Origin of the sequence: Lutimaribacter marinistellae (assembly GCF_042648365.1) — a bacterium.
Taxonomy (GTDB): Bacteria; Pseudomonadota; Alphaproteobacteria; order Rhodobacterales; family Rhodobacteraceae; genus Lutimaribacter_A; species Lutimaribacter_A marinistellae.
In genome coordinates this window covers 33,156-53,990 of record NZ_JBHRXI010000004.1, presented here as the reverse complement: position 1 = coordinate 53,990, position 20,835 = coordinate 33,156, and the positions used below count along the sequence as shown (strand labels likewise).

Sequence of the window (20,835 nt, the reverse complement as noted above, 5' to 3'; positions counted from 1 at the left end):
CATGACCGAACAGACCAAAGTAGCGGCAGGCGCCGCGCTCTATCGCGCCGTGTGGCGCTGGCACTTCATCGCGGGGCTTCTTGTCCTGCCATTCATGCTGATCCTTGCCGTGACCGGCGGCATCTATCTTTTCAAGGACGAGATCAACGATGCGACGCATGCACATCTGCGGTTCGTCACACCGGGCGACGAGGTGCTCGCCCCGTCGCAGATCGCCTCGGCGGCGCTGACCGCGCATCCGGGTGAGATCAAGGCCTATACGCCGGCCCGTGCTGCCGATCGCAGTGCCGAGGTCGATATCCTTGGCCCCGATGGGCTGAAGGATACCGTTTTCGTCGATCCCTATACCGGGGTCGTGCTGGGCAGTCTCTGGGATGGCGGCGCGGCGGGAAGCCCCGCGATGTACGTGGTGCGCAAGCTGCATTCGCTGGACTACGTGGGCTGGCTGGGCAACCGGATGATCGAGGCCGCGGCAGGCTGGATGGTGCTGCTGGTGGGCACCGGGATCTACCTGTGGATGCCGCGAGGCCGAAAGGTCGGGACCGTGCGTATCAAGGCAACGCGCGGGCGGCCTTGGTGGCGCGACCTGCACGCGGTGACGGGGATCTATACCGGCGGTTTCATTGTCTTTCTCGCGATGACCGGCCTGCCGTGGTCGGCGGTCTGGGGCGGCAAGTTCTACGACTATTCCTATGCGCTGGGCCTGGGGATGCCGGATGGCTACTGGTCCGGTGCGCCGGTGTCGACCCGGCCGCTGGCCGATGCGGTCGACCGCGCGCCCTGGATCATGGAAAAGCAGCCGGTCCCGGTGTCGGCCGCCGCCGAAGGCGTGCCGCAGACGCTTGACGCCGTCGTCGCGCGCGTCGAGGCGCTGGGCATCGTGCCGGGCTATGCGCTGTCGATGCCGAAAGGGCCTGACGGTGTCTTTACCGCGTCGGTCTATCCCGCGGATATCAGCGACGAGCGGGTGATCCACCTGGACCAGTATAGCGGCGAAGTGCTGTACGACGCGGGCTTCGCCGATCTTGGAACGCTAGGGCGCTGGGCGGAATGGGGCATCAGCGTGCACATGGGTCAGGAGTGGGGGCTGGTGAACCAGATCGTTCTGTTGCTGGCCTGCGTGGCGATGGTGATCCTGTCGGTGGCCGCCGCCGTGATGTGGTGGAAACGCCGACCCTCCGGCGGAGTGGGCGTGCCGCAGGTTCCGGCCGATTGGCGCATTCCGCGCACGCTATTGCTCATGGCCGTCGCTGCTGGGGTCTTCTTTCCACTGGTGGGGCTGTCGATGTTGGCCCTTGCCGCAATCGAACTGGCGGTTTGGGCGGTCGGGCGCCGCAGGCGGCTGGCCTGACGCGGTGGGTGCCCGGACCGTCCGGGCACCCTAACCAGTTTCGCCCGTGACCAGTGCGGCGATAATCGATCGTGCGCTTTCGGAATCCCAGTCGGCGTCGCCGAGCATGCGCGCGATCTCTTGCCCCTCGGGGTTGAGGATCACCGTGACCGGCAGACCCAGAACGCGCATCTCGCGGGCGAGCTTCATGCCCGGGTCCTGGTGGCGGGGGAGGTTTGACACCTCGATCTCGTCAAAGAACTTGGCGATGCCGGTGGGAGAGTTGCGACCGGTCGCGATGGTCAGCACCTCGAATTTCTCGCCCCCGAACTCGTCCTGCAGGGCGGCGAGCATCGGCATCTCCTTGCGGCAGGGCGCGCACCATGTCGCCCAGAAATTCACCAGCACGTATTTGCCCGCGTAATCGGACAGCCGCGCCTCGCCGCCGTCATCCTCGATCTGGAACGGCGCGTCCGAGACGGCGAGCGGATCGGGAAGGATCACGAGTTTCTTCATGCTCCCTTCGCGCATCGCCTCGAGCGCGGCGCGGTCGACCTCGCCCGCGTTTGCACCGGCCGCGAGGGCAGTATAGACGAGTGCGAGCAACAGTTTCTTCATGTCCCCTCCAAAGGGTTGTCAAATGACCGATCAGACCTCGAACCAGATGTGGGGCGGCCGCTTTGCCGCCGGACCGGATGCGATCATGGAGGCGATCAATGCCTCGATCGGGTTCGATCAGCGGATGGCGGCGCAGGATATCGCCGGGTCGAGGGCCCATGCCGCCATGCTGGCCGCCACGGGTGTGATAACGGATAGTGACGCCGAGGCCATCAGGGAAGGGCTGCTCACCGTATTGTCAGAGATCGAGGCAGGGACATTCGCGTTTTCCACCGCGCTGGAAGACATCCACATGAATGTCGAGGCCCGGTTGAAGGACCTGATCGGTGAGCCCGCTGGACGGCTGCACACCGCGCGCTCGCGCAACGACCAGGTGGCCACCGATTTCAAACTGTGGGTGCGCGACCAGCTGGACGCGGCCGAGCAGGGGCTGATCGCGCTGATCCGCGCGCTGCTGGCGCAGGCCGAGGCGGGGGCCGATTGGGTCATGCCCGGGTTTACCCATCTGCAGACTGCGCAGCCGGTGACCTGGGGCCATCACATGATGGCCTATGTCGAGATGTTCGGTCGTGACCTGTCGCGCGTGCGCGATGCCCGCGCGCGGATGAACGAATCGCCCCTGGGCGCGGCGGCGCTGGCCGGTACGTCCTTTCCCATCGACCGCGAGATGACGGCGGCGGCGCTGGGCTTTGACCGTCCGGCGGCCAATTCGCTGGATGCCGTCAGCGATCGCGATTTCGCGCTGGAGTTCCTGTCGACCGCGTCGATCTGTGCCGTGCATCTGAGCCGGTTCGCCGAGGAGTTGGTGATCTGGTCCTCGGCCCAGTTCCGCTTTGTCACGCTCAGCGACCGGTTCTCGACCGGGTCGTCCATCATGCCGCAGAAGAAGAACCCCGACGCCGCCGAGCTGATCCGTGCCAAGGTGGGCCGCATCTATGGCGCCAATACCGCGCTGATGATGGTGATGAAGGGGCTGCCCTTGGCCTATTCCAAGGACATGCAGGAGGACAAGGAGCAGGTTTTCGACGCCGCCGACAACTGGATGCTGGCGCTGGCCGCGATGGAGGGGATGGTGCGCGACATGACCGCCAACCGCGACAGCCTTGCCGCCGCCGCCGGATCGGGTTTTTCCACCGCGACCGACCTTGCCGACTGGCTGGTGCGGGTTCTGGGCCTGCCCTTCCGCGACGCGCATCACGTGACCGGCAGCCTTGTGGCATTGGCCGAGACGCAGGGCTGCGACCTGCCGGATCTGAGCCTGGAGGACATGCAATCGGCCCATGCCGGGATCACGCAGGACGTCTATTCGGTGCTGGGTGTGGAAAATTCGGTCAATTCGCGCGTATCATATGGAGGGACGGCGCCCGCGCAGGTCCGCGCCCAGATCGCCCGGTGGAAGGAGATGCTTGGATGAGACCGGTTCGCTTGCTGATCGTGATCGCGTTCGCCACCGTGCTGGCAGGCTGCGGTGCGGATGGCGAGCCGGTGCAACCGACGTTCAGCGGCGGGGTCGGGGTCGGCTCCAGCGGCGTGCACGGCTATGGCGGTGTCGGGCTGAACAAGGGGCCGCTGAACGTCTGGCTTGGGTTCTGAGATCCGATCAGGCTCTGCGGCTCTGACTTGTAGCCGTTAACCTTCTTTTTGCTATTTGACGTGACAAACGGGCGGAAGAATAGAGCGGGTCTTTCCATGAACGACTTGACGGAAAATGAGCGCGGGCCAAGGCCAAAGGCGGGGTTCAGGACGGCGGTGTTCCATTCTGGATATCCGGCGCCGGTCGGGGTAGGTGAGGCCGAAGATGTGCGGGGAATGCCCGAAAGATGACCTATGTTGCAACATCAGGTTGCCGAGTTTCGGATTTCGGCGCTGGTTGCTTGCAACTCCGCCGAAAATGCGGCGGAGTGCGGGGCCGTAAGTTACAGGGTCTTTGGACATGACAGAAATGAACGACGTGGTCTCCTACAATCGCCTGCTCGGGTTGCGGCGCTGGTACTGGGAGCAATCGTCGCCCCGCAAGAAGAACAGCGAGCTTGCGCCGGAAATCCTGGCCGAAATGACCCTGTTGCGCGAGATCAACAACAAGGAGCGCGGCTATGCCTATGCCCGGCGGCATGGCGTTCCGGTCGTGCGCCACGCGACCTTTGAGCGGCTCGAGGACGTGTTCGAAGAACCCTTGCCGCAGCGCTGCGTGATCAAGCCGCTTGCGGGGCACAGCTCCTCGGGTGTTTACCTGCTGGAGACCCAGCCCGACGGGTCGCTTTACTGTCACATGCATAACCGCCCGTTCGCCACGTCGCAGAACCTGATCGAGCATTACCGTGCCGCCCAGAGGAATCTGGGTCCCGGCCATATCGTCGGGCAGAAAGTCCTGCTGGAAGAGTACGTCAAGGACAGCCTCGGCTATGACGTGCCGCTGGATTACAAGGTCTATGCCTTCAAGACGGGCGTGGCGATCGTGATGCAACGCTATGCGCCGATGCATCTGCACAAGTCCAAATGGGCCTTTGCCTTTTACGACGCCGGGGGCGAACGGTTGGGCAACATCCGTCTGGGGGTGAACAAGGACCCCGCGCTGGAACTGGGAAAGCCCGATAATTTCGACGAGATCATCAGGGTATCGGAGGAGTTCATGGCAGTGACCGATGTCTCGTTCGTCCGGCTCGACATGTATTCCAGCACGCGTGGCGTTCTGTTCGGCGAGGCGACGCCGGTTCCGAACAACGGCAAGGAACGCTACACGCCGGAATATGCCCGCGTCATGGGCGAGATGTGGACCGCCAGCCTGAAGCAGCTTGGCATTCCCTACGTGGTCTGACCGAAGGTTGGTCAGGGTGGTCTTGCGCGGAGCCGCGTGCGCGCTAGCTGCCGCGGAAAAGGAGACCGCCGATGACCGCCCTGCGCCTTGTCTTTCTTGCCCTCGCCATATGGGGCACCGTGCATCCCATGTACTATTTCGTGTCGTGGTTCCGCGAAAACGGGTTCGACCTTGCCGGGATGGGGGCCGCGTGGAATGTGAACGCGGCGGCGTCGGGCCTGGTCTGGGACCTGACCATTGCCGCGGTGACGCTGACGATCTGGGTGCTGGTCGATACGATCCGGCGGCGCAGCTGGCTGGACCTGATCGCGATTCCGGCGACATTCTGCATCGGCGTGTCCTGCGGCCTGCCGCTTTACCTGTTCTTGCGTCTGCGTCACGCGGATAGCCGTTGATCGTGACGGTCGTTTGGGTCTAAGCGCAGCGTCATGGATCACTTTCTCTATCGCGACGGCGCGCTGCACGCCGAGGATGTTCCCCTGACCGAAATCGCGGCAGCCGTCGGCACGCCGTTCTATGTCTATTCGACGGCCACGCTGCTGCGGCATTTCCGGCTGTTCGACGAGGCGCTGGAGGGGATGGATCACCTTGTCTGCTACGCGATGAAAGCGGCAAGCAACCAGGCGATCCTGCGGACGCTGGCGCAGGCCGGGGCCGGGATGGACGTTGTGTCGGTCGGCGAATACATGCGGGCGCGGGCGGCCGGTGTGCCGGGGGACAGGATCGTGTTCTCGGGCGTGGGCAAGACGGCCGACGAGATCCGCGTGGCGCTGACCGGCGGCATCCGTCAGTTCAACGTCGAATCCGAGCCCGAGATGGAGGTGTTGAGCGCCGTCGCACAGGAATTGGGCGTGGTCGCGCCGATCACCGTGCGGGTGAACCCGGATGTCGACGCGAAGACCCATGCCAAGATCGCGACGGGCAAGTCCGAGAACAAGTTCGGCATCCCGATCGCGCGCGCCTCGGAGGTCTATGCCCGTGCCGCCGCCCTGCCGGGGCTTCAGGTGGTCGGGATCGACGTGCATATCGGCTCGCAGCTTACCGACCTTGAGCCGTTCCGGCAGGCCTATCGCAAGGTGGCCGAGCTGACCGGGCGGCTGCGCGCCGAGGGCCATGAGATTCGCAGGCTGGACCTGGGCGGCGGGTTGGGCATTCCCTATACCCGGTCGAACGAGGCGCCGCCGCTGCCGGTGGAATATGGCGCGATGATCCAGGAAGAGCTGGGCCATCTGGGTTGCGAGATCGAGATCGAGCCGGGTCGCCTGATCGCCGGCAATGCCGGGTTGCTGGTCACGCGTGTCATCTATGTCAAAGAGGGTGAAGGGCGCGATTTCCTGATCCTCGATGCGGCGATGAACGACCTGATCCGGCCCGCCATGTATGACGCGCATCACGATATCGAGCCGGTGATCGAACCGGTGCCGGGGGCGGAAACGCGCGCCTTCGATATCGTGGGGCCGGTCTGCGAATCCGGCGATACCTTTGCCAAGGGGCGGGCGCTGCCGCCGGTGGGGCCGGGCGACCTGGTCGCATTCCGCAGCGCGGGCGCCTATGGCGCGGTCATGTCCAGCGAGTACAACACGCGGCCCCTGATCCCCGAGGTTTTGGTGCACGGGGATCAATTCGCGGTTATCCGCCCAAGGCCAACCTTTGACGAGATCATAAATCGCGATACCATCCCCGAATGGCTCTGACGCGATAAGCGCGCGAGCCCTTAGGAGGCTCGCGTTGCCCGATACGGTGAAACAGAGAAATCCCCGCACCCTGCCGATTCCCCGCCGGACGCTGTGGCTGACCCGGCTTGGGATGGTGTCCGAACGGCTGTCACGGCGGTTCTGGCCGCTATTCGCGATCTTCGCGGTGGTGATGGGCGCGCTGATGCTGGGCTTGCAGGACAGCGTTGCAGTCGAGACGGTGTGGGTGCTGGGTGGCGTGGCCTGCGCCGGGGCGCTTGGCGCGTTGATCTGGGGGCTGCGCGGGTTCCGCTGGCCACGCGAGGCCGAGGTGCTGGCGCGGCTGGACGAGACGCTGCCCGGGCGGCCCATCCGTGCGCTGATGGACGATCAGGCGATTGGTGGCAGCGATGCGGATTCGGTCGCCGTCTGGCAGGCGCACCAGGCCCGGATGGCGGCGCGGGCGCAATCGGCGCGCCCGGTAAAGCCGGATCTGAAGCTTGCCGCGCGCGACCCTTTTGCCCTGCGCTATGTCGCGTTGCTGGTGCTGGCGGTCGGGCTGATCTTTGGCTCGCTCTGGCGCGTGGGGTCGGTGGGCGACATGGCGCCCGGTGCGGCCACCGCCGCGGCCGGTCCCGCATGGGAGGGTTGGATCGCTCCGCCGCGCTATACCGGCAAGCCGACGCTGTACCTCGCCGATCTGGGCGATACACCCGTGCAGGTGCCCGAGGGCAGCACAGTGACCTTGCGGCTATACGGTCAGGCGGGCTCTCTGGCGGTCGAAGAAACCGTCTCGGGCCGCCCGGTGGAGCAACTGACCGATCCCGAGACACCCTTTACCGTGCGCCGCAACGGTGCGCTGAGCATAGACGGCCCGGGCGGGCGGGACTGGACCATCGCGGTGCGGCCCGACAGCGCGCCCGAGATCGCCGTGTCGGGCGTGGTCGAGACCGAGGCCGCGGGCCGGATGACGCTGCCCTTCAGTGCGGCCGATGATTATGGCGTGACCGGCGGGTCGGTACGTATCACGCTGGACACCGAAACGCTGGACCGCCGCTATGGGCTGGCGATCGAGCCAGACCCGCGCGAGCCGATCACGCTGGCTTTGCCGCTGCCAATCACCGGGGACCGGCGTGAATTCACCGAAACGCTGATTGAGGATTTCTCGGAACATCCGTGGTCCAACCTGCCGGTGACCATGGCGTTCACCGCCGAGGATGCCGCCGGGAACACAGGCGAGGCCGCGCCCTTCGCCGCGATCCTGTCGGGGCGGCGTTTCTTTGACCCGCTGGCCGCGGCCGTGATCGAGCAGCGGCGCGACCTTCTGTGGTCACGGGACAACGCGACCCGGGTGTCGCAGATCCTGCGGGCCGTGTCGTACCGGCCCGAAGACGTGTTTCGCTCGGAAACCGCTTATCTGCGGCTGCGCGTCATCCTGCGCCGGCTCGAGGCGTTTACCGATTACGGCGGCGGGGTGACCGCCGAACAGCAGGAAGAGATCGCGCAGGCGCTGTGGGATCTGGCGATTCTGCTGGAAGAGGGCACTCTGGCCGACGCGCTGGAGCGTTTGCGCCGCGCGCAGGATCGCCTGTCGGAGGCGATGAAGAACGGGGCGACGGACCAGGAGATCGCCGAGTTGATGCAGGAGCTGCGCGAAGCGACGGACGAGTACCTGCGACAGTTGTCGCGTCAGGCCCAGCAGGAGGGGCAGCAGGGCGATCAGCAGCAGCAGGCACAGAACGGCGAGTCCATGCAGATGACGCAGGACGACCTGCAACGCATGATGGATCGTATCCAGGAGCTGATGGAGCAGGGCCGCATGGCCGAGGCGCAAGAGGCGCTGCGCCAGCTTCAGCAGATGATGGAAAACATGCGCGTCACGCAAGGGCAGGGCCAGAACGGCCAGTCGCAGGGTCAGCAGGCGATGGAAGGGCTGGCCGAGACGTTGCGCAACCAGCAGGGGTTGAGCGATCAGGCCTTCCGCGACCTGCAGGAACAGTTCAACCCCGGTGCGCAGTCCGGCCAGAGCCAGCAGAATGAAGGCCGCAATGGCGGGCAGGGACGCGGGCAGAGTCACGAGGGCGAGGGTGGCCAGGGCCAGGGCAACAACCAGCAGGGTCAGAACGGTCAGCAGGGACAGCCGGGCGAGGGGTCGCTGGCCGACCGGCAGCAGGCCCTGCGCGACGAGTTGCGCCGCCAACAGGGGAGCTTACCCGGCCAAGGCACGCCCGAGGGCGACGCGGCGCGAGACGCGCTGGATCGCGCTGGCCGCGCCATGGAGGGCGCCGAGGAAGCGCTGCGCGGCGATGACTTGGCCGAGGCGATCGACCGCCAGTCCGAAGCGATGGAGGCGCTGCGCGAAGGCATGCGCGCGCTGGGCGAGGCGATGGCGCAGGAACAGCAGGGTCAGCCTGGTCAGGGCACGCAGGACGGTGACATGCGCGCCCAGAACCGCGACCCGCTCGGACGCGAGCCCGGCTCGATGGGCTCGGTCGGCACCGATGAAAGCCTGTTGCCGGGCGAGGACGTCTATCGCCGGGCGCAGGAATTGCTGGACGAGATCCGCAAGCGGACAGGCGACAGCGAGCGGCCCAAGATCGAACTGGAATACCTCAAGCGCCTGCTCGACCGGTTCTAGACTGCGACAGGAAACCGGTTTCGTGGTACACTCGGCGTCGGATCGCCGGGAGGATCACGGATGAGCAATATCGACACCAAGTTCACCGGATCGATTCCCGAAGTCTATGACAGCCACCTGGTACCGATCCTGTTCGACGGCTATGCCGAAGAGCTTGCAGGTCGCGTCGCGCGCGGCGCATCGGGGGCGGTTCTGGAAATCGCTGCCGGCAGCGGGGCGGTCACGCGCAAGCTTGCCCTGTTGCTGCCGCGAGAAAGCCGTTACGTGGTCACCGACCTCAATGGCGGTATGTTGGAACGTGCGCGTCAACACCATTCGGACGACCGGTTGGAGTGGCGCGAGGCGGATGCTATGGATCTGCCGTTTGCCGACGGGACATTCGACGCCGTTGTCTGCCAGTTCGGGGTGATGTTCTTTCCCGATCGCGTGGCGGCCTATTCCGAGATCCGGCGTGTCCTGCGGCCGGGCGGTCGGTTCCTGTTCAGCAGTTGGGGGCCGCTGGACGAAAACGAGTTCTCGAACGCCCTCGTCCAGACGTTGATCGCGTTGTACCCCGTGGACCCGCCGCTGTTCCTTGCGCGGACGCCATTCGGTTATTCCGACGCGGATCGGATCCGGGCCGATGTCGCGGCGGCCGGGTTTGTCGACATGACGGTGGAAACAGTGCGCCTGCAGAGCGAGGCGGCGAGTGCGGACGATTTCGCCTTTGGCCAATCCTATGGCTCGCCGCTGCGGCTGGAGATCGAAGCGCGCGATGGGCCGTCCTTGTCGACGGTGCGGGAGTCGATCGCAACCAGCCTTGCGGCGCGGTTCGGCGATGGCGCGATTTCGGGCCGGATGGCGGCGCTGGTTGTCGAGGCAATCGCGCCGTAACCGGGTCTACTGACCCAGAAGCGGCCCCAGGGTACTGTCGATCCACAACCTTCCCTGATCGACCAATGCGACATAGGCGCTGAGCATCGGATCGGCCTGCGGGACGCTTTGTGCGATCTGGGGTGCGTTGGCGTAAAGCAGGTACAAGAGCGCCGCAAGGATCAGGACCAGAGCGAAGCCGCGCAGGAAGCCGCCACGCGAGCGGGGTGCTTTTTCCGGGCGGGCCGGCTGCACATCGCGCGCCCGTGCCTCGCCGCTGTTGCGCAGGGTGGAATTGATCTCTTCGATATCGGGCAAAAGCTCGCGGCGAGAACCGGGTTCGCCCCCGGATGTACTGGCGGGAGGCTCTTCACCGCGCATCGCTGCCATGCGCGACTGTGCCTCGCGGGCGCGGCGTGCGGGTTCGTCATTGCCGCTGTCAAGGCCAAGGTCGGGTTGGCTCTCCAGTGTTTCGGCCTCGCTGCGGCGCAGGTTTGCCTCGCGCTCGGCCTCTTCGCGCAGGATGTCCGAGATGGCCGGATCCACCTTGCGCTGTGGCGCGGCACTCTCGGGCGGGATCGGCGCCTCGACCTCTGTTTCGGGGAGATCGTCCTCTTCGGGCTCGGGTTCGAACTCGGCCGGTTCGGGCTGCTCCGGGGGCGCTTGCCGCGCGGTGTCATCCTCGGCCGGTGCCGGTTCTGCCATTTCGGGATGGGGTTGAAACCACGTGTCGCCGCAATTGGAACATTGCACGTCGCGCCCCTCGGGGGGGATCACCTCGGCTGGAACCTCGTACTGGGCTCCGCAATTCGGACATGTCAGACGCATACTGTCTCCCGGCCCCGTCGGCGCGCACCTGCCTGTTTTTCCTTGCAGCTTAATCCGTTAACGCGCTTGCGGAAAGAGGGGTTTTGGATCGTGCACCGGGCTGTGGCGCGGCTGCGTCGCCCTGTTGCGACGCGCGGGCATTGAAACCGCCGCAGGCATCGGGCAAGAAGTGCGCCAGAAGGCGCAAAGGGGCAGGCCCGTGATCGAGTTGGACAAGGTGGGCTACAGCTATGGCGGTGGCGAGCTTCTGAGCGATGTCTCGGTGCTGCTTGCGCCCGGTTCCTTCCATTTTCTCACGGGCCCCTCGGGTGCGGGAAAAACCACGCTGCTGAAACTGTGCTATGGTGCGCTGCTGCCCACGGCGGGGCGGGTTCTGGCCTTTGAGCAGGACATGCGAACGCTCGACCGCGACCAGACGGCGCTGATGCGGCGGCGGATCGGCGTTGTGCACCAGGATTGCCGTTTCCTTGACCACTTGCCCGTCTCGGAGAACGTGGCGCTGCCGCTGATGGTGTCGGGCCGCGACCCCAAGGGCGAGGCCGAGAACCTCGGCGAGCTGATGAGTTGGGTGGGCCTTGGCGCGCGGGCCGATGCATTGCCGCCGGAACTGTCGGGCGGTGAGCGTCAGCGCGCGGCGCTGGCACGGGCGGTGATCATGTCGCCCGACGTTGTGCTGGCCGACGAACCCACCGGCAATGTCGACTGGGAGATGTCGCAGCGCCTGTTGCAATTGCTGGTCGAGTTGAACCGGATGGGCAAGACCGTGTTGATCGCCACCCATGATCTGAGCCTGATCCGCGCGGCCAAGGCGCAGGTGCAGGCCCGTGTTCTGCGCATTTCCGAACGGCGCCTTCAGCTTGCGGGGGCAGACCTGTGAGCAAGGGAACCATTCGCAGCCTGATCATGGGCGACAAGCAGGCCGACCGCGTGGTGCCGCCCTCGGGTTTCACGGCGCAACTGACGCTGTTCGTATCGGGCGCGATGGCCTTTCTGGCGGTCTTTGCGCTGGCGCTGTCGCTGGCTTCGGGCCGGCTGGCGGACCGGTGGGCCGAAGAACTGGCCCGCGCGGCAACCCTGCGGATCAACGCGCCGCTGGACCAGCGCGCGGCGCAGACCGAGGCGGCGCTGAACATCCTGCGCCAGACGCCGGGCGTGGACCGCGCCCGCGCGCTGAGCGCCGAGGAGCAGGCGGCGCTGCTTGCGCCGTGGTTCGGGCCGGATCTGCCGGTAGACACGCTGCCAGTGCCGCAGCTGATCGAGATCGTCGAGGGCGAGCCGGGCTATGACGCGGCCGGTCTGCGGCTGCGGTTACAGGCCGAGGTGCCCGGCGCGGTGCTTGACGATCACACGCGCTGGCGCGCGCCGCTGGTTGACGCGGCCAATTCGTTGCGCAGGCTGGCGCTTGTCTCGATCCTGCTGATCGGCGGGGCCACGGCGGCGATGATCACACTGGCCGCGAATGCAGCGCTTGCCGCCAATGCGCAGGTGATCGAGGTGTTGCGGCTGGTGGGTGCGATGGACCGTTACATCGCGGGTGCATTCGTGCGCCGGTTCACCCTGCGCGCCCTGATCGGCGCAGCTGTCGGGATGGTTCTGGGCATGGGCGGCGTGATGCTGTTGCCAGACGCGTCCGAGGCAGGCGGTTTCCTGACCGGTCTGGGCTTTCAGGGCGTTGGGTGGCTTGTGCCGTTGCTGATCCCGCCGCTGGGCGCGCTGGTGGCTTTTGCCGCGACCTGGGCCGCCGCGCGCCGGGTGTTGAAGGAGTTGAGCTGATGTTGACGGCCTTGCAGTATCTGCGCTCGGTGATTTTCACGGTACTGATCTACATCTGGATGCTGATCCTCGGCATCGTCTTCCTGCCTTGGGCGATCATGGCCAAGGAGGGCGCGCGCCGTGCCTGCAAGGTCTATGCGCGCTCGGTTCTGCGGGTGATGCCCTGGGGGCTCGGCATCCGTCCCGAGATCCGCGGTCTCGTGCCGACGGACGAGGTGGTGATCGCGGCCAAGCACCAGTCGTTCCTGGATATCCTGATGATCTTTGACGCGGTGCCGCATCCCAAGTTCATCATGAAGCGCGAATTGCTCTGGACCCCGATCATCGGCCTATACGCCAAGCGGCTGGGCTGTGTCCCGGTCGACCGCGGCAAGAAAGGCGCGGCGATCGCCAAGATGGTTCAGGATGTGGCGGCCGAATTCTCGGAACCCGGGCAGCTTATCATCTATCCGCAAGGCACGCGGGTCGCGCCCGATGCGAAGGCCAATTACAAGGTTGGATCGGCGGTGCTGTATGGCAATCTTGGCTATCCTTGCGTGCCTGCCGCAACCAATGTCGGGTTGTTCTGGCCGCGCAAGGGATTGATGCGGCGCCCCGGTCTGGCGGTGGTGGAGTTTCTTGACCCGATCCCGCCGGGCGTCGCGCGCGACGAGTTCCTGATCACCCTGGAACACGCGGTCGAGACCCGTTCGAGCGCGCTGGTGGCCGAGGGCAGGGGGCAGTGATGGACCGGATCGACACGATAGAAGCGCTCGAGGCGCAATACGGGCAGGCGGCGAGTGCATCGCTGTCCAAGGTGGCGCGGCGGATGACACCGGCCTATCGCCGCTGGATCATGGCATCGCGCCTGTGCATCCTGTCCACCGTCGGGCCAGAGGGCACCGATGCCACGCCGCGCGGCGACGAGGGGCCGGTTGTGGCCGAGCTTGACCCCGGGACGCTTGCGCTGCCGGATTGGCGGGGCAACAACCGGCTGGATGCCTTGCGCAACATCGTACGCGATCCGCGATGCTCGCTGCTGTTTCTCGTGCCGGGGGCGGACAATTGCGTTCGCGTGAACGGACGCGCCATCGTCACCGCAGATGCGGAGCTGCGCGCGCGGTTCGAAAAGGAGGGACGTCAGCCCGCCACCGTCACGGTGATCGAGATCGGTGAGATCTATTTCCAATGCGCGCGGGCGTTGCTGCGGGCACGGACCTGGAAATCGGGCGACGAAAGCGCGGAGCTGCCGAGCGCGGGCGATATCCTTGCCGAGATGACCGACGGCGCAGAGGGTGGCGCGGAATATGACCGGGCCTGGCCTGATCGCGCGGCGCGAACGATGTGGTGAGAGGCGATCTGCATCCGACTGCGGCGCTACGCGCTTTCCCTGGCCGGACAGTGACCCGACAGATTTTCTGACCCGGTCCGGGTGGTGCGCCTGCCCCGTGTAGGGGGCAGGCAAGTTGTTCATCAGGAATGGATCGGACCGTCGCCGCAGGCCAGCGCCGCCTCGCGCACCGCCTCGGAATAGGTCGGGTGTGCGTGGCAGGTCAGGGCCAGATCCTCGGCCGAGGCTCCGAATTCCATTGCCACGCAGACCTCGTGGATCAGGTCGCCTGCGCCCGGCCCGATGATGTGGCAGCCAAGGATGCGGTCGGTTTCCTTGTCGGCAAGGATCTTGACGAACCCGTCGGCGGCGAAATTCGCCTTGGCGCGACCGTTGCCCATGAACATGAACTTGCCGACCTTGTAGGCGCGGCCTTCGTCCTTGAGCATTTCCTCGGTGGCGCCGACATTGGCGACTTCGGGGTGGGTGTAGATCACGCCGGGGATCACGCCGTAATTGACATGGCCATGCTTGCCCGCGACCTGTTCGGCGGCGGCCATGCCCTCGTCCTCGGCCTTGTGGGCGAGCATCGGGCCCTCGATCACGTCGCCAATGGCGTAGATGCCCTTGACGTTGGTCTGCCAGTCGCGGCCCACCTTGATCTGTCCGCGTTGCGTCATCTCGATGCCGAGAGCGTCGAGGCCGAGACCGTCGGTATAGGGTTTGCGGCCGGTCGCCACGAGGACCGCGTCGGCCTCGATCTCGTGCTCGCTGTCATCCTTGCGCAGCTTGTAGGTGACCTTTGCCTTGGTCTTGCTGGCCTCGGTCTTTTGGACGGCGGCGCCCATGACAAAGTCGATCCCCTGTTTCTTGAGGATGCGCTGGAAGGTCTTTTGCACCTCGGCATCCATGCCAGGCGTGATCGCGTCGAGAAATTCGATCACAGTCACCTCGGCGCCCAGCCGGGAATAGACCGATCCCAGTTCCAGCCCGATGACGCCGGCGCCGATCACGACCATCTTCTTTGGGATCTTCGGCAGTTCGAGCGCTCCGGTGGAGGTAACGACGACCTTTTCGTCGATCTCGACACCCGGCAGGGAAGACGCCTCGGAGCCGCTGGCGATGATGATGTTCTTCGCCTGATGCGTCTCGTCGCCGACCTTGACCTTGCCTGCCTCGGGGATGGTGGCCCAGCCCTTGATCCAGTCGATCTTGTTCTTCTTGAACAGGAACTCGATGCCCTTGGTGTTGGAGTCGATGGTTTCCTGCTTGTAGGTCAGCATCTGTTTCCAGTCGACTGAGGGCGATTTTCCCTTGAGCCCCATTTTTGCGAAGTTGTGTTCGGCCTCGTGCAACTGGTGGGAGGCGTGCAGCAGGGCCTTGGACGGGATGCAGCCGACGTTCAGGCAGGTGCCGCCGAGCGTTTCGCGCCCTTCGACGCAAGCGGTCTTGAGGCCCAGCTGGGCGCAGCGGATGGCGCAGACATAGCCGCCGGGGCCGCTGCCGATTACGATGACGTCATATTCTGCCATGGATGAAGTCCTTTGTGGTTGGCGGGGATGGGGGGCGCTGCCCCCCGCCGCGCTGCCGCGCGGCTCCCCCCGGGATATTTGGGGCAAGAGGAAGGTTCATATAAGGGCCGCCCCCAGCATTGCGAAGGTGGCGAAAAATCCCGCCGACCAGATGAGCGAGCGCCAGGGCACCCAGCCAAAGGCATAGGCGGGGACGTAGAGCAGACGCGCGGCGAGGTAGATCCACGCGCAGGCGGCGGTGAAACTGGTTGATTGGCCGGAAAGGGTGATCACGAGCACGGCAATCGTGAAGAGGGTGAGCCCTTCGAAATGATTGTCCATCGCGCGTTTGAGCCGGCCGGCGATGCCGGTCAGCTCGACCTCCTCGTCGCGGGGCTTCAGCGCCGTCTTGGTGCCGACCTGTGCCTGGGCCGTGACGGAATAGAGCGCCAGCTGGGCGATCTGGAGCAGGGCGGCGAGGGTAAGGGCGGTGAGTTCGGGGGTCATTCGGCCTCCGGTTCGCGGTCAACCCGTGCGACGCGGGGCAGGGTGTCTGCACCTCTCGTTCCGGCGGGGCCGCCTGGCCTGTCGTTCCGAGTGTCAGCCATGAGGTCGCAACGTGTCAATCGGGTCTCTCCGGGGCGGGGCGGACGGGCCTGCGCGAGGCCCGCCGCGATGATCATGGGCGGGGTGTCATGCTTGAGAAGGCTCAGGCAGGTTCCAACAGCTTGACCGTGACATGGGCCACGCCGCCACGTTCCATGTGCATGGCCAGCTCTTCGGAGTCGAAGAAGGCGCGCGCCTTGTCGAGGTCCGCGATTGCGAACAGGGCAACAGCGTGGTTTTTCTTATCCGGATCGCGCCACACGTGAAGGTCTTGGATACCCGCCGCGTGGCGGTTCGGTGCATCCGCGAGGAACACCGAATGCCAGGCGTCGAAATCGGCCACATCGGCCTGCCAGAGCACATGAGTTGCCATGGCTCAGAGATCCATCAGCAGGCGGCGCGGATCCTCGAGCGCCTCCTTGACGCGGACGAGGAAGGTTACGGCGCCCTTGCCGTCGACGATGCGGTGATCGTAAGACAGTGCAAGGTACATCATCGGGCGGATCTTGATCTCGCCATTGATGACCATCGGGCGGTCCTGGATCTTGTGCATGCCGAGGATGCCCGATTGGGGCGGGTTGAGGATCGGCGAGGACATCAGCGAGCCATAGACGCCGCCGTTGGAGATGGTGAAGGTGCCGCCCTGCATCTCGGCCATGGTGAGCTTGCCGTCGCGGGCGCGGCGGCCCTTCTCGGCGATTTCCTTCTCCAGCGTGGCAAAGCTTTTCTGGTCGGCATCGCGGATCACGGGAACGACAAGGCCCTGCGGGGTGCCGGCGGCGATGCCCATGTGGACGAAGTTCTTGTAGACGATCTCGGTCCCGTCGATCTCGGCATTGACTTCGGGAACCTCGCGCAGCGCGTGGCAGCAGGCCTTGGTGAAGAAGGACATGAAGCCGAGGCGCACGCCATGCTTCTTCTCGAACAGGTCCTTGTATTCGCTTCGCAGGTCCATCACGGCGCCCATGTCCACCTCGTTATAGGTGGTCAGGATCGCGGCGGTGTTCTGCGCGTCTTTCAGGCGCTTGGCGATGGTCTGGCGGAGGCGGGTCATTTTCACCCGCTCCTCGCGGCCGGCATCTTCGGCGGCGACCGGGGCACGCGGGGCGGGCGCGGTCGCCGAAGGCGCCGGGGCCGAAGCCGCGGCGGAAACGGCGCGCTGCACGTCCTCCTTCATGATGCGGCCATCACGGCCGGTGCCGGTGACCTGGTCGGCCGACAGACCCGCCTCGGCCATCGCTTTTTCGGCCGAGGGCGCGTTCGCCACGTCCTTGCCGCCCGCAGCGCCCGAGGGTGCGGAGGCGGGGGCAGGGGCCGAGGCCGCTGCGGCGGGGGCCGACGCGGCCGCGCCGGCAGAGCCGGAAATCACCGCCAGCTTGCCATTGGCCTCGACGGTGCTGCCCTCGGCGGCAACGATCTCGGCAAGAATGCCTGCCGCGGGCGCGGGAACCTCGACCGACACCTTGTCGGTTTCCAGCTCGCACAGCATCTCGTCCTGCGCGACGGTATCGCCGACCTTCTTGAACCATGTGGACACTGTTGCCTCGGTCACCGATTCCCCGAGCGTCGGCACCATGACGTCAACGCTTGCGGCGGGCTCGGCCGCGCTGCTCTCGGCGGGTTGCGCAGCAGTTTGCGCGGGGCGTTCGCTGGTTTCCTCGGCGCCGGCCTGGCCGCTTTCGGCAATAGTGGCCAGAAGGGCGTCGACGCCGACGGTCTCGCCCTCGGCGGCGATGATGTCGCCAAGCTTTCCGGCTGCGGGCGAGGGGACCTCGACCGTGACCTTGTCGGTTTCAAGTTCGCACAGCATCTCGTCGACGGCGACGGCATCGCCGGGCTTCTTGAACCAGGTCGCCACGGTGGCCTCGGTCACCGACTCGCCAAGCGTGGGAACGCGTACTTCGATCGTCATCGTCTGTTATCCTTCGATGCTCAGCGCTTCGTTCACGAGCGCCTCTTGTTGGGCTTTGTGTTGGCTGGCCAGACCCGTCGCGGGCGAGGCCGAAGTGGCACGGCCGACATAACGCGGCCGGGGGTGTTTCGCGCCGATCCGTGTCAGCGCCCATTCGATATTGGGTTCGATGAAGGTCCATGCACCCTGGTTCTTGGGCTCTTCCTGGCACCAGATCATCTCGGCCCCCTTGAACCGTTCCAGCTCCTTGATCAGGGCATGTGCGGGGAAGGGATAGAACTGTTCGATGCGCAGCAGGTAGACATCGTCGATGCCGCGCGCGTCGCGTTCCTCGAGCAGGTCGAAATAGACCTTGCCCGAGCAAAGGACGACCCGCTTGATCTTGTCATCGGCGACCAGATTCGTGTCGGAATTGCCCTTTTCCGCGTCATCCCACAGAACCCTGTGGAAGCTCGACCCGGTGGTGAAGTCCGCGGCCTCGCTGACGGCCAACCGGTGCCGCAGAAGCGATTTCGGCGTCATCAGGATCAGCGGTTTGCGGAAGCTGCGGTGCAGCTGGCGGCGCAGGATGTGGAAGTAGTTCGCCGGCGTGGTGCAGTTGGCAACGATCCAGTTGTCCTGACCGCACATCTGCAGGAACCGTTCGAGACGGGCCGAGCTGTGCTCGGGGCCCTGGCCCTCGTATCCATGCGGCAGAAGGCAGACAAGGCCGGACATGCGGAGCCACTTGCTTTCGCCCGAGCTGATGAACTGGTCGAACATGATCTGCGCGCCGTTGGCGAAATCGCCGAACTGTGCTTCCCAGAGCGTCAGCGCGTTGGGTTCTGCCAGCGAATAGCCGTATTCGAAGCCCAGCACCGCGTATTCCGACAGCATCGAGTCGATGACTTCGTACTGCGCCTGGCCCTCGCGGACGTTGTTGAGCGGGAAATACCGGTCCTCGCTGTCCTGGCTCACCAGCCCCGAATGGCGCTGCGAGAACGTTCCGCGCGTCGAATCCTGCCCCGCCAGCCGCACCGGGTAGCCCTCGGTCAGAAGAGAGCCGAAGGCCAGGGCCTCGCCGGTTGCCCAGTCAAAGCCCTTGCCGCTGTCGAACATCTTCTGCTTGGCTTCCAGAAGGCGGCCAACCGTCTTGTGCAGGGCAAAACCCTCGGGGGCGGTGGTCAGCGCGCGGCCGACCTCGGCCAGCGTTTCGGGCGTGATCGCCGTTTCGCCACGGACATATTCGCCCTTTTCGCGGTCGAGATGCGACCAGCGGCCATCCAGCCAGTCGGCCTTGTTCGGCTTGAAGTCCTTGCCGGCCTCGAACTCTTCGTTCAGCTTGGCCTGGAATGCGGCCTTCATGTCCTCGATCTCGCCCTCGGGGATCAGCCCGTCCTGCACCAGCCGATCGGTATAAAGCGCCAGAGTGGTACGGTGTCCCTTGATCTTCTTATACATGATCGGGTTGGTGAACATGGGCTCGTCGCCCTCGTTATGCCCGAACCGGCGGTAGCAGAAGATGTCGATGACCACGTCCTTGTGGAACTTCTGCCGGAACTCGGTCGCCACCTTGGCCGCGTGCACCACGGCCTCGGGGTCGTCGCCGTTCACGTGAAAGATCGGCGCCTCGACCATCAGCGCGATATCCGTCGGATAGGGCGAGGAGCGCGAGAAATGCGGCGCGGTGGTAAAGCCGATCTGGTTGTTCACCACGATATGCATCGTCCCGCCGGTCCGGTGTCCGCGCAGGCCCGACAGGCCAAGCCCCTCGGCCACGACACCCTGGCCGGCAAAGGCCGCGTCGCCGTGCAGCAGGATCCCCATCACCTGCGTGCGCTCGCTGTCTTTCAGCTGGTCCTGCTTGGCGCGGACCTTGCCCAGAACGACCGGGTTCACCGCCTCGAGGTGCGAGGGGTTGGCGGTCAGCGACAGGTGGACGGAGTTGCCGTCGAACTCGCGGTCGCTGGAGGCGCCGAGGTGATATTTTACGTCGCCCGAACCATCCACGTCCTCGGGTTTGAAGCTGCCGCCCTGGAACTCGTTGAAGATCGCGCGGTAGGGTTTGCTCATCACGTTGGCAAGGATGTTCAGGCGGCCCCGGTGGGGCATCCCGATCACGATTTCCTTGAGCCCGAGCGCGCCGCCGCGCTTGATGATCTGCTCCATCGCCGGGATCAGCGCCTCGCCACCGTCAAGGCCGAACCGCTTGGTGCCCATGTATTTCACATGCAGGAATTTCTCGAAGCCCTCGGCCTCGACCATCTTGTTCAGGATCGCCTTGCGGCCTTCCTTGGTGAACTGGATTTCCTTGCCGTACCCCTCGATCCGCTCTTTCAGCCAGGCCGATTGCTCAGGGTCCGAGATGTGCATGTATTGCAGCGCGAAGGTGCCGCAATAGGTCCGCTTCACGATCTCGACGATCTGCCGCATCGAGGCGATCTGAAGCCCCAGCACGTTGTCGATGAAGATCGGCCGGTCCATGTCGGCATCTGTGAAGCCGTAGGTCTTTGGATCCAGCTCGGGATGCGGCGTCTGGCTGCGCATGCCGAGAGGATCGAGATCGGCCACGAGGTGACCCCGGATGCGATACGCCCGGATCAGCATCAGCGCCCGGATCGAGTCGAGCACCGCGCGCTTGATCGAGTCCTCGCTGACGGGCACGCCCTTTTCGGCGGCCTTCTCGGCGATCTTCTTGCCGGCGGCCTTGGCGTCGGCCTCGGACCATTCGCCGGTCAGCGCGCCGGTCAGATCGTCATTGGGCACCGGGGGCCAGTCGCGCCGCGCCCAGGAGGGGCCTTCGGCCTCGGCGGTCACGTCGCCTTCGGCATCGCCCATGGCACGAAAGAAATCCACCCAGGCCGCGTCGACCGCTGACGGGTCGCGGGCGTACTGGGCATAAAGCTGTTCCAGGTATTCCGCATTATGCCCCTGCATGAAGCTCAGGGCGTGGAATTGGTCGTTTGGTGATTGGTCAGTCATGACTCCGGT

At 65.4% G+C, this 20,835-nt stretch carries 19 protein-coding genes; 12 read left to right on the top strand and 7 right to left on the bottom strand.

Annotated features, from left to right (window positions below; genetic code table 11):
* The first annotated feature begins 1 nt into the window (after position 1).
* Positions 2-1,351 carry a PepSY-associated TM helix domain-containing protein gene (locus ACFORG_RS04820; RefSeq protein ID WP_386734254.1) on the top strand — a complete coding sequence of 450 codons (1,350 nt, stop codon included), beginning with the start codon at positions 2-4 and terminating at the stop codon, positions 1,349-1,351.
* Between the two features lie 30 nt (positions 1,352-1,381).
* On the opposite strand, the gene ACFORG_RS04815 is transcribed toward ACFORG_RS04820, so the two are convergent.
* Positions 1,382-1,948: a TlpA disulfide reductase family protein gene (locus ACFORG_RS04815; RefSeq protein ID WP_386734253.1), complete on the bottom strand. Its 567-nt coding sequence runs from the start codon at positions 1,946-1,948 to the stop codon at positions 1,382-1,384.
* 22 nt (positions 1,949-1,970) lie between these two features.
* Here ACFORG_RS04815 and argH point away from each other — a divergent pair, with 22 nt between their 5' ends.
* The 7 genes from argH (at position 1,971) to ACFORG_RS04780 (ending at position 9,947) form a co-directional block, all read left to right on the top strand.
* Entirely contained in the window at positions 1,971-3,362 is a 1,392-nt protein-coding gene (argH, locus tag ACFORG_RS04810) for an argininosuccinate lyase (protein ID WP_386734252.1), read from the top strand.
* Positions 3,359-3,541 carry a hypothetical protein gene (locus tag ACFORG_RS04805; RefSeq protein ID WP_386734251.1) on the top strand — a complete coding sequence of 61 codons (183 nt, stop codon included), beginning with the start codon at positions 3,359-3,361 and terminating at the stop codon, positions 3,539-3,541. The genes argH and ACFORG_RS04805 overlap by 4 nt, the downstream gene beginning before the upstream one ends.
* A gap of 340 nt (positions 3,542-3,881) precedes the next feature.
* Positions 3,882-4,763, top strand: a complete 882-nt coding sequence (locus tag ACFORG_RS04800; RefSeq protein ID WP_386734250.1) for an ATP-grasp fold amidoligase family protein — start codon at positions 3,882-3,884, stop codon at positions 4,761-4,763.
* Between the two features lie 71 nt (positions 4,764-4,834).
* Complete coding sequence (locus ACFORG_RS04795; RefSeq protein WP_386734249.1) at positions 4,835-5,158, top strand: DUF2834 domain-containing protein; 324 nt, start codon at positions 4,835-4,837, stop codon at positions 5,156-5,158.
* Between the two features lie 33 nt (positions 5,159-5,191).
* Positions 5,192-6,457, top strand: a complete 1,266-nt coding sequence (gene lysA / locus ACFORG_RS04790; RefSeq protein WP_386734248.1) for a diaminopimelate decarboxylase — start codon at positions 5,192-5,194, stop codon at positions 6,455-6,457.
* A 34-nt stretch (positions 6,458-6,491) separates the two neighbouring features.
* Complete coding sequence (locus ACFORG_RS04785) at positions 6,492-9,074, top strand: TIGR02302 family protein (RefSeq protein ID WP_386734247.1); 2,583 nt, start codon at positions 6,492-6,494, stop codon at positions 9,072-9,074.
* 60 nt (positions 9,075-9,134) lie between these two features.
* Positions 9,135-9,947, top strand: coding sequence for a class I SAM-dependent methyltransferase (locus ACFORG_RS04780; protein ID WP_386734246.1), 813 nt, complete (start codon positions 9,135-9,137; stop codon positions 9,945-9,947).
* A 6-nt stretch (positions 9,948-9,953) separates the two neighbouring features.
* Here the strand turns inward: ACFORG_RS04780 and ACFORG_RS04775 are convergent, their stop codons facing one another.
* On the bottom strand, positions 9,954-10,754 hold the full coding sequence (locus tag ACFORG_RS04775; RefSeq protein WP_386734245.1) for a zinc-ribbon domain-containing protein: 801 nt from the start codon (positions 10,752-10,754) through the stop codon (positions 9,954-9,956).
* 199 nt (positions 10,755-10,953) lie between these two features.
* Here ACFORG_RS04775 and ACFORG_RS04770 point away from each other — a divergent pair, with 199 nt between their 5' ends.
* The 4 genes from ACFORG_RS04770 to ACFORG_RS04755 are packed head-to-tail and all read left to right on the top strand — an operon-like array spanning position 10,954 to position 13,857.
* Complete coding sequence (locus tag ACFORG_RS04770; RefSeq protein WP_386734244.1) at positions 10,954-11,631, top strand: cell division ATP-binding protein FtsE; 678 nt, start codon at positions 10,954-10,956, stop codon at positions 11,629-11,631.
* On the top strand, positions 11,628-12,527 hold the full coding sequence (locus ACFORG_RS04765) for a cell division protein FtsX (protein ID WP_386734243.1): 900 nt from the start codon (positions 11,628-11,630) through the stop codon (positions 12,525-12,527). The genes ACFORG_RS04770 and ACFORG_RS04765 overlap by 4 nt, the downstream gene beginning before the upstream one ends.
* Positions 12,527-13,252: a lysophospholipid acyltransferase family protein gene (locus ACFORG_RS04760; protein ID WP_386734242.1), complete on the top strand. Its 726-nt coding sequence runs from the start codon at positions 12,527-12,529 to the stop codon at positions 13,250-13,252. Before ACFORG_RS04765 ends, ACFORG_RS04760 begins: the two co-directional genes overlap by 1 nt.
* Entirely contained in the window at positions 13,252-13,857 is a 606-nt protein-coding gene (locus tag ACFORG_RS04755) for a pyridoxamine 5'-phosphate oxidase family protein (RefSeq protein WP_386734241.1), read from the top strand. The genes ACFORG_RS04760 and ACFORG_RS04755 overlap by 1 nt, the downstream gene beginning before the upstream one ends.
* A 122-nt stretch (positions 13,858-13,979) precedes the next feature.
* Here the strand turns inward: ACFORG_RS04755 and lpdA are convergent, their stop codons facing one another.
* From lpdA to ACFORG_RS04730, 5 genes are all read right to left on the bottom strand, one after another.
* Positions 13,980-15,368, bottom strand: a complete 1,389-nt coding sequence (gene lpdA, locus ACFORG_RS04750; protein ID WP_386734240.1) for a dihydrolipoyl dehydrogenase — start codon at positions 15,366-15,368, stop codon at positions 13,980-13,982.
* Between the two features lie 96 nt (positions 15,369-15,464).
* Entirely contained in the window at positions 15,465-15,854 is a 390-nt protein-coding gene (locus tag ACFORG_RS04745; RefSeq protein ID WP_386734239.1) for an MAPEG family protein, read from the bottom strand.
* Between the two features lie 202 nt (positions 15,855-16,056).
* Complete coding sequence (locus ACFORG_RS04740) at positions 16,057-16,326, bottom strand: hypothetical protein (RefSeq protein WP_386734238.1); 270 nt, start codon at positions 16,324-16,326, stop codon at positions 16,057-16,059.
* A 3-nt stretch (positions 16,327-16,329) separates the two neighbouring features.
* Positions 16,330-17,865: a 2-oxoglutarate dehydrogenase complex dihydrolipoyllysine-residue succinyltransferase gene (odhB, locus tag ACFORG_RS04735; RefSeq protein WP_386734237.1), complete on the bottom strand. Its 1,536-nt coding sequence runs from the start codon at positions 17,863-17,865 to the stop codon at positions 16,330-16,332.
* Between the two features lie 6 nt (positions 17,866-17,871).
* Positions 17,872-20,826 (bottom strand): 2-oxoglutarate dehydrogenase E1 component, encoded by a 2,955-nt coding sequence (locus tag ACFORG_RS04730; RefSeq protein ID WP_386734236.1) that lies wholly within the window; start codon positions 20,824-20,826, stop codon positions 17,872-17,874.
* Positions 20,827-20,835: the final 9 nt, after the last annotated feature.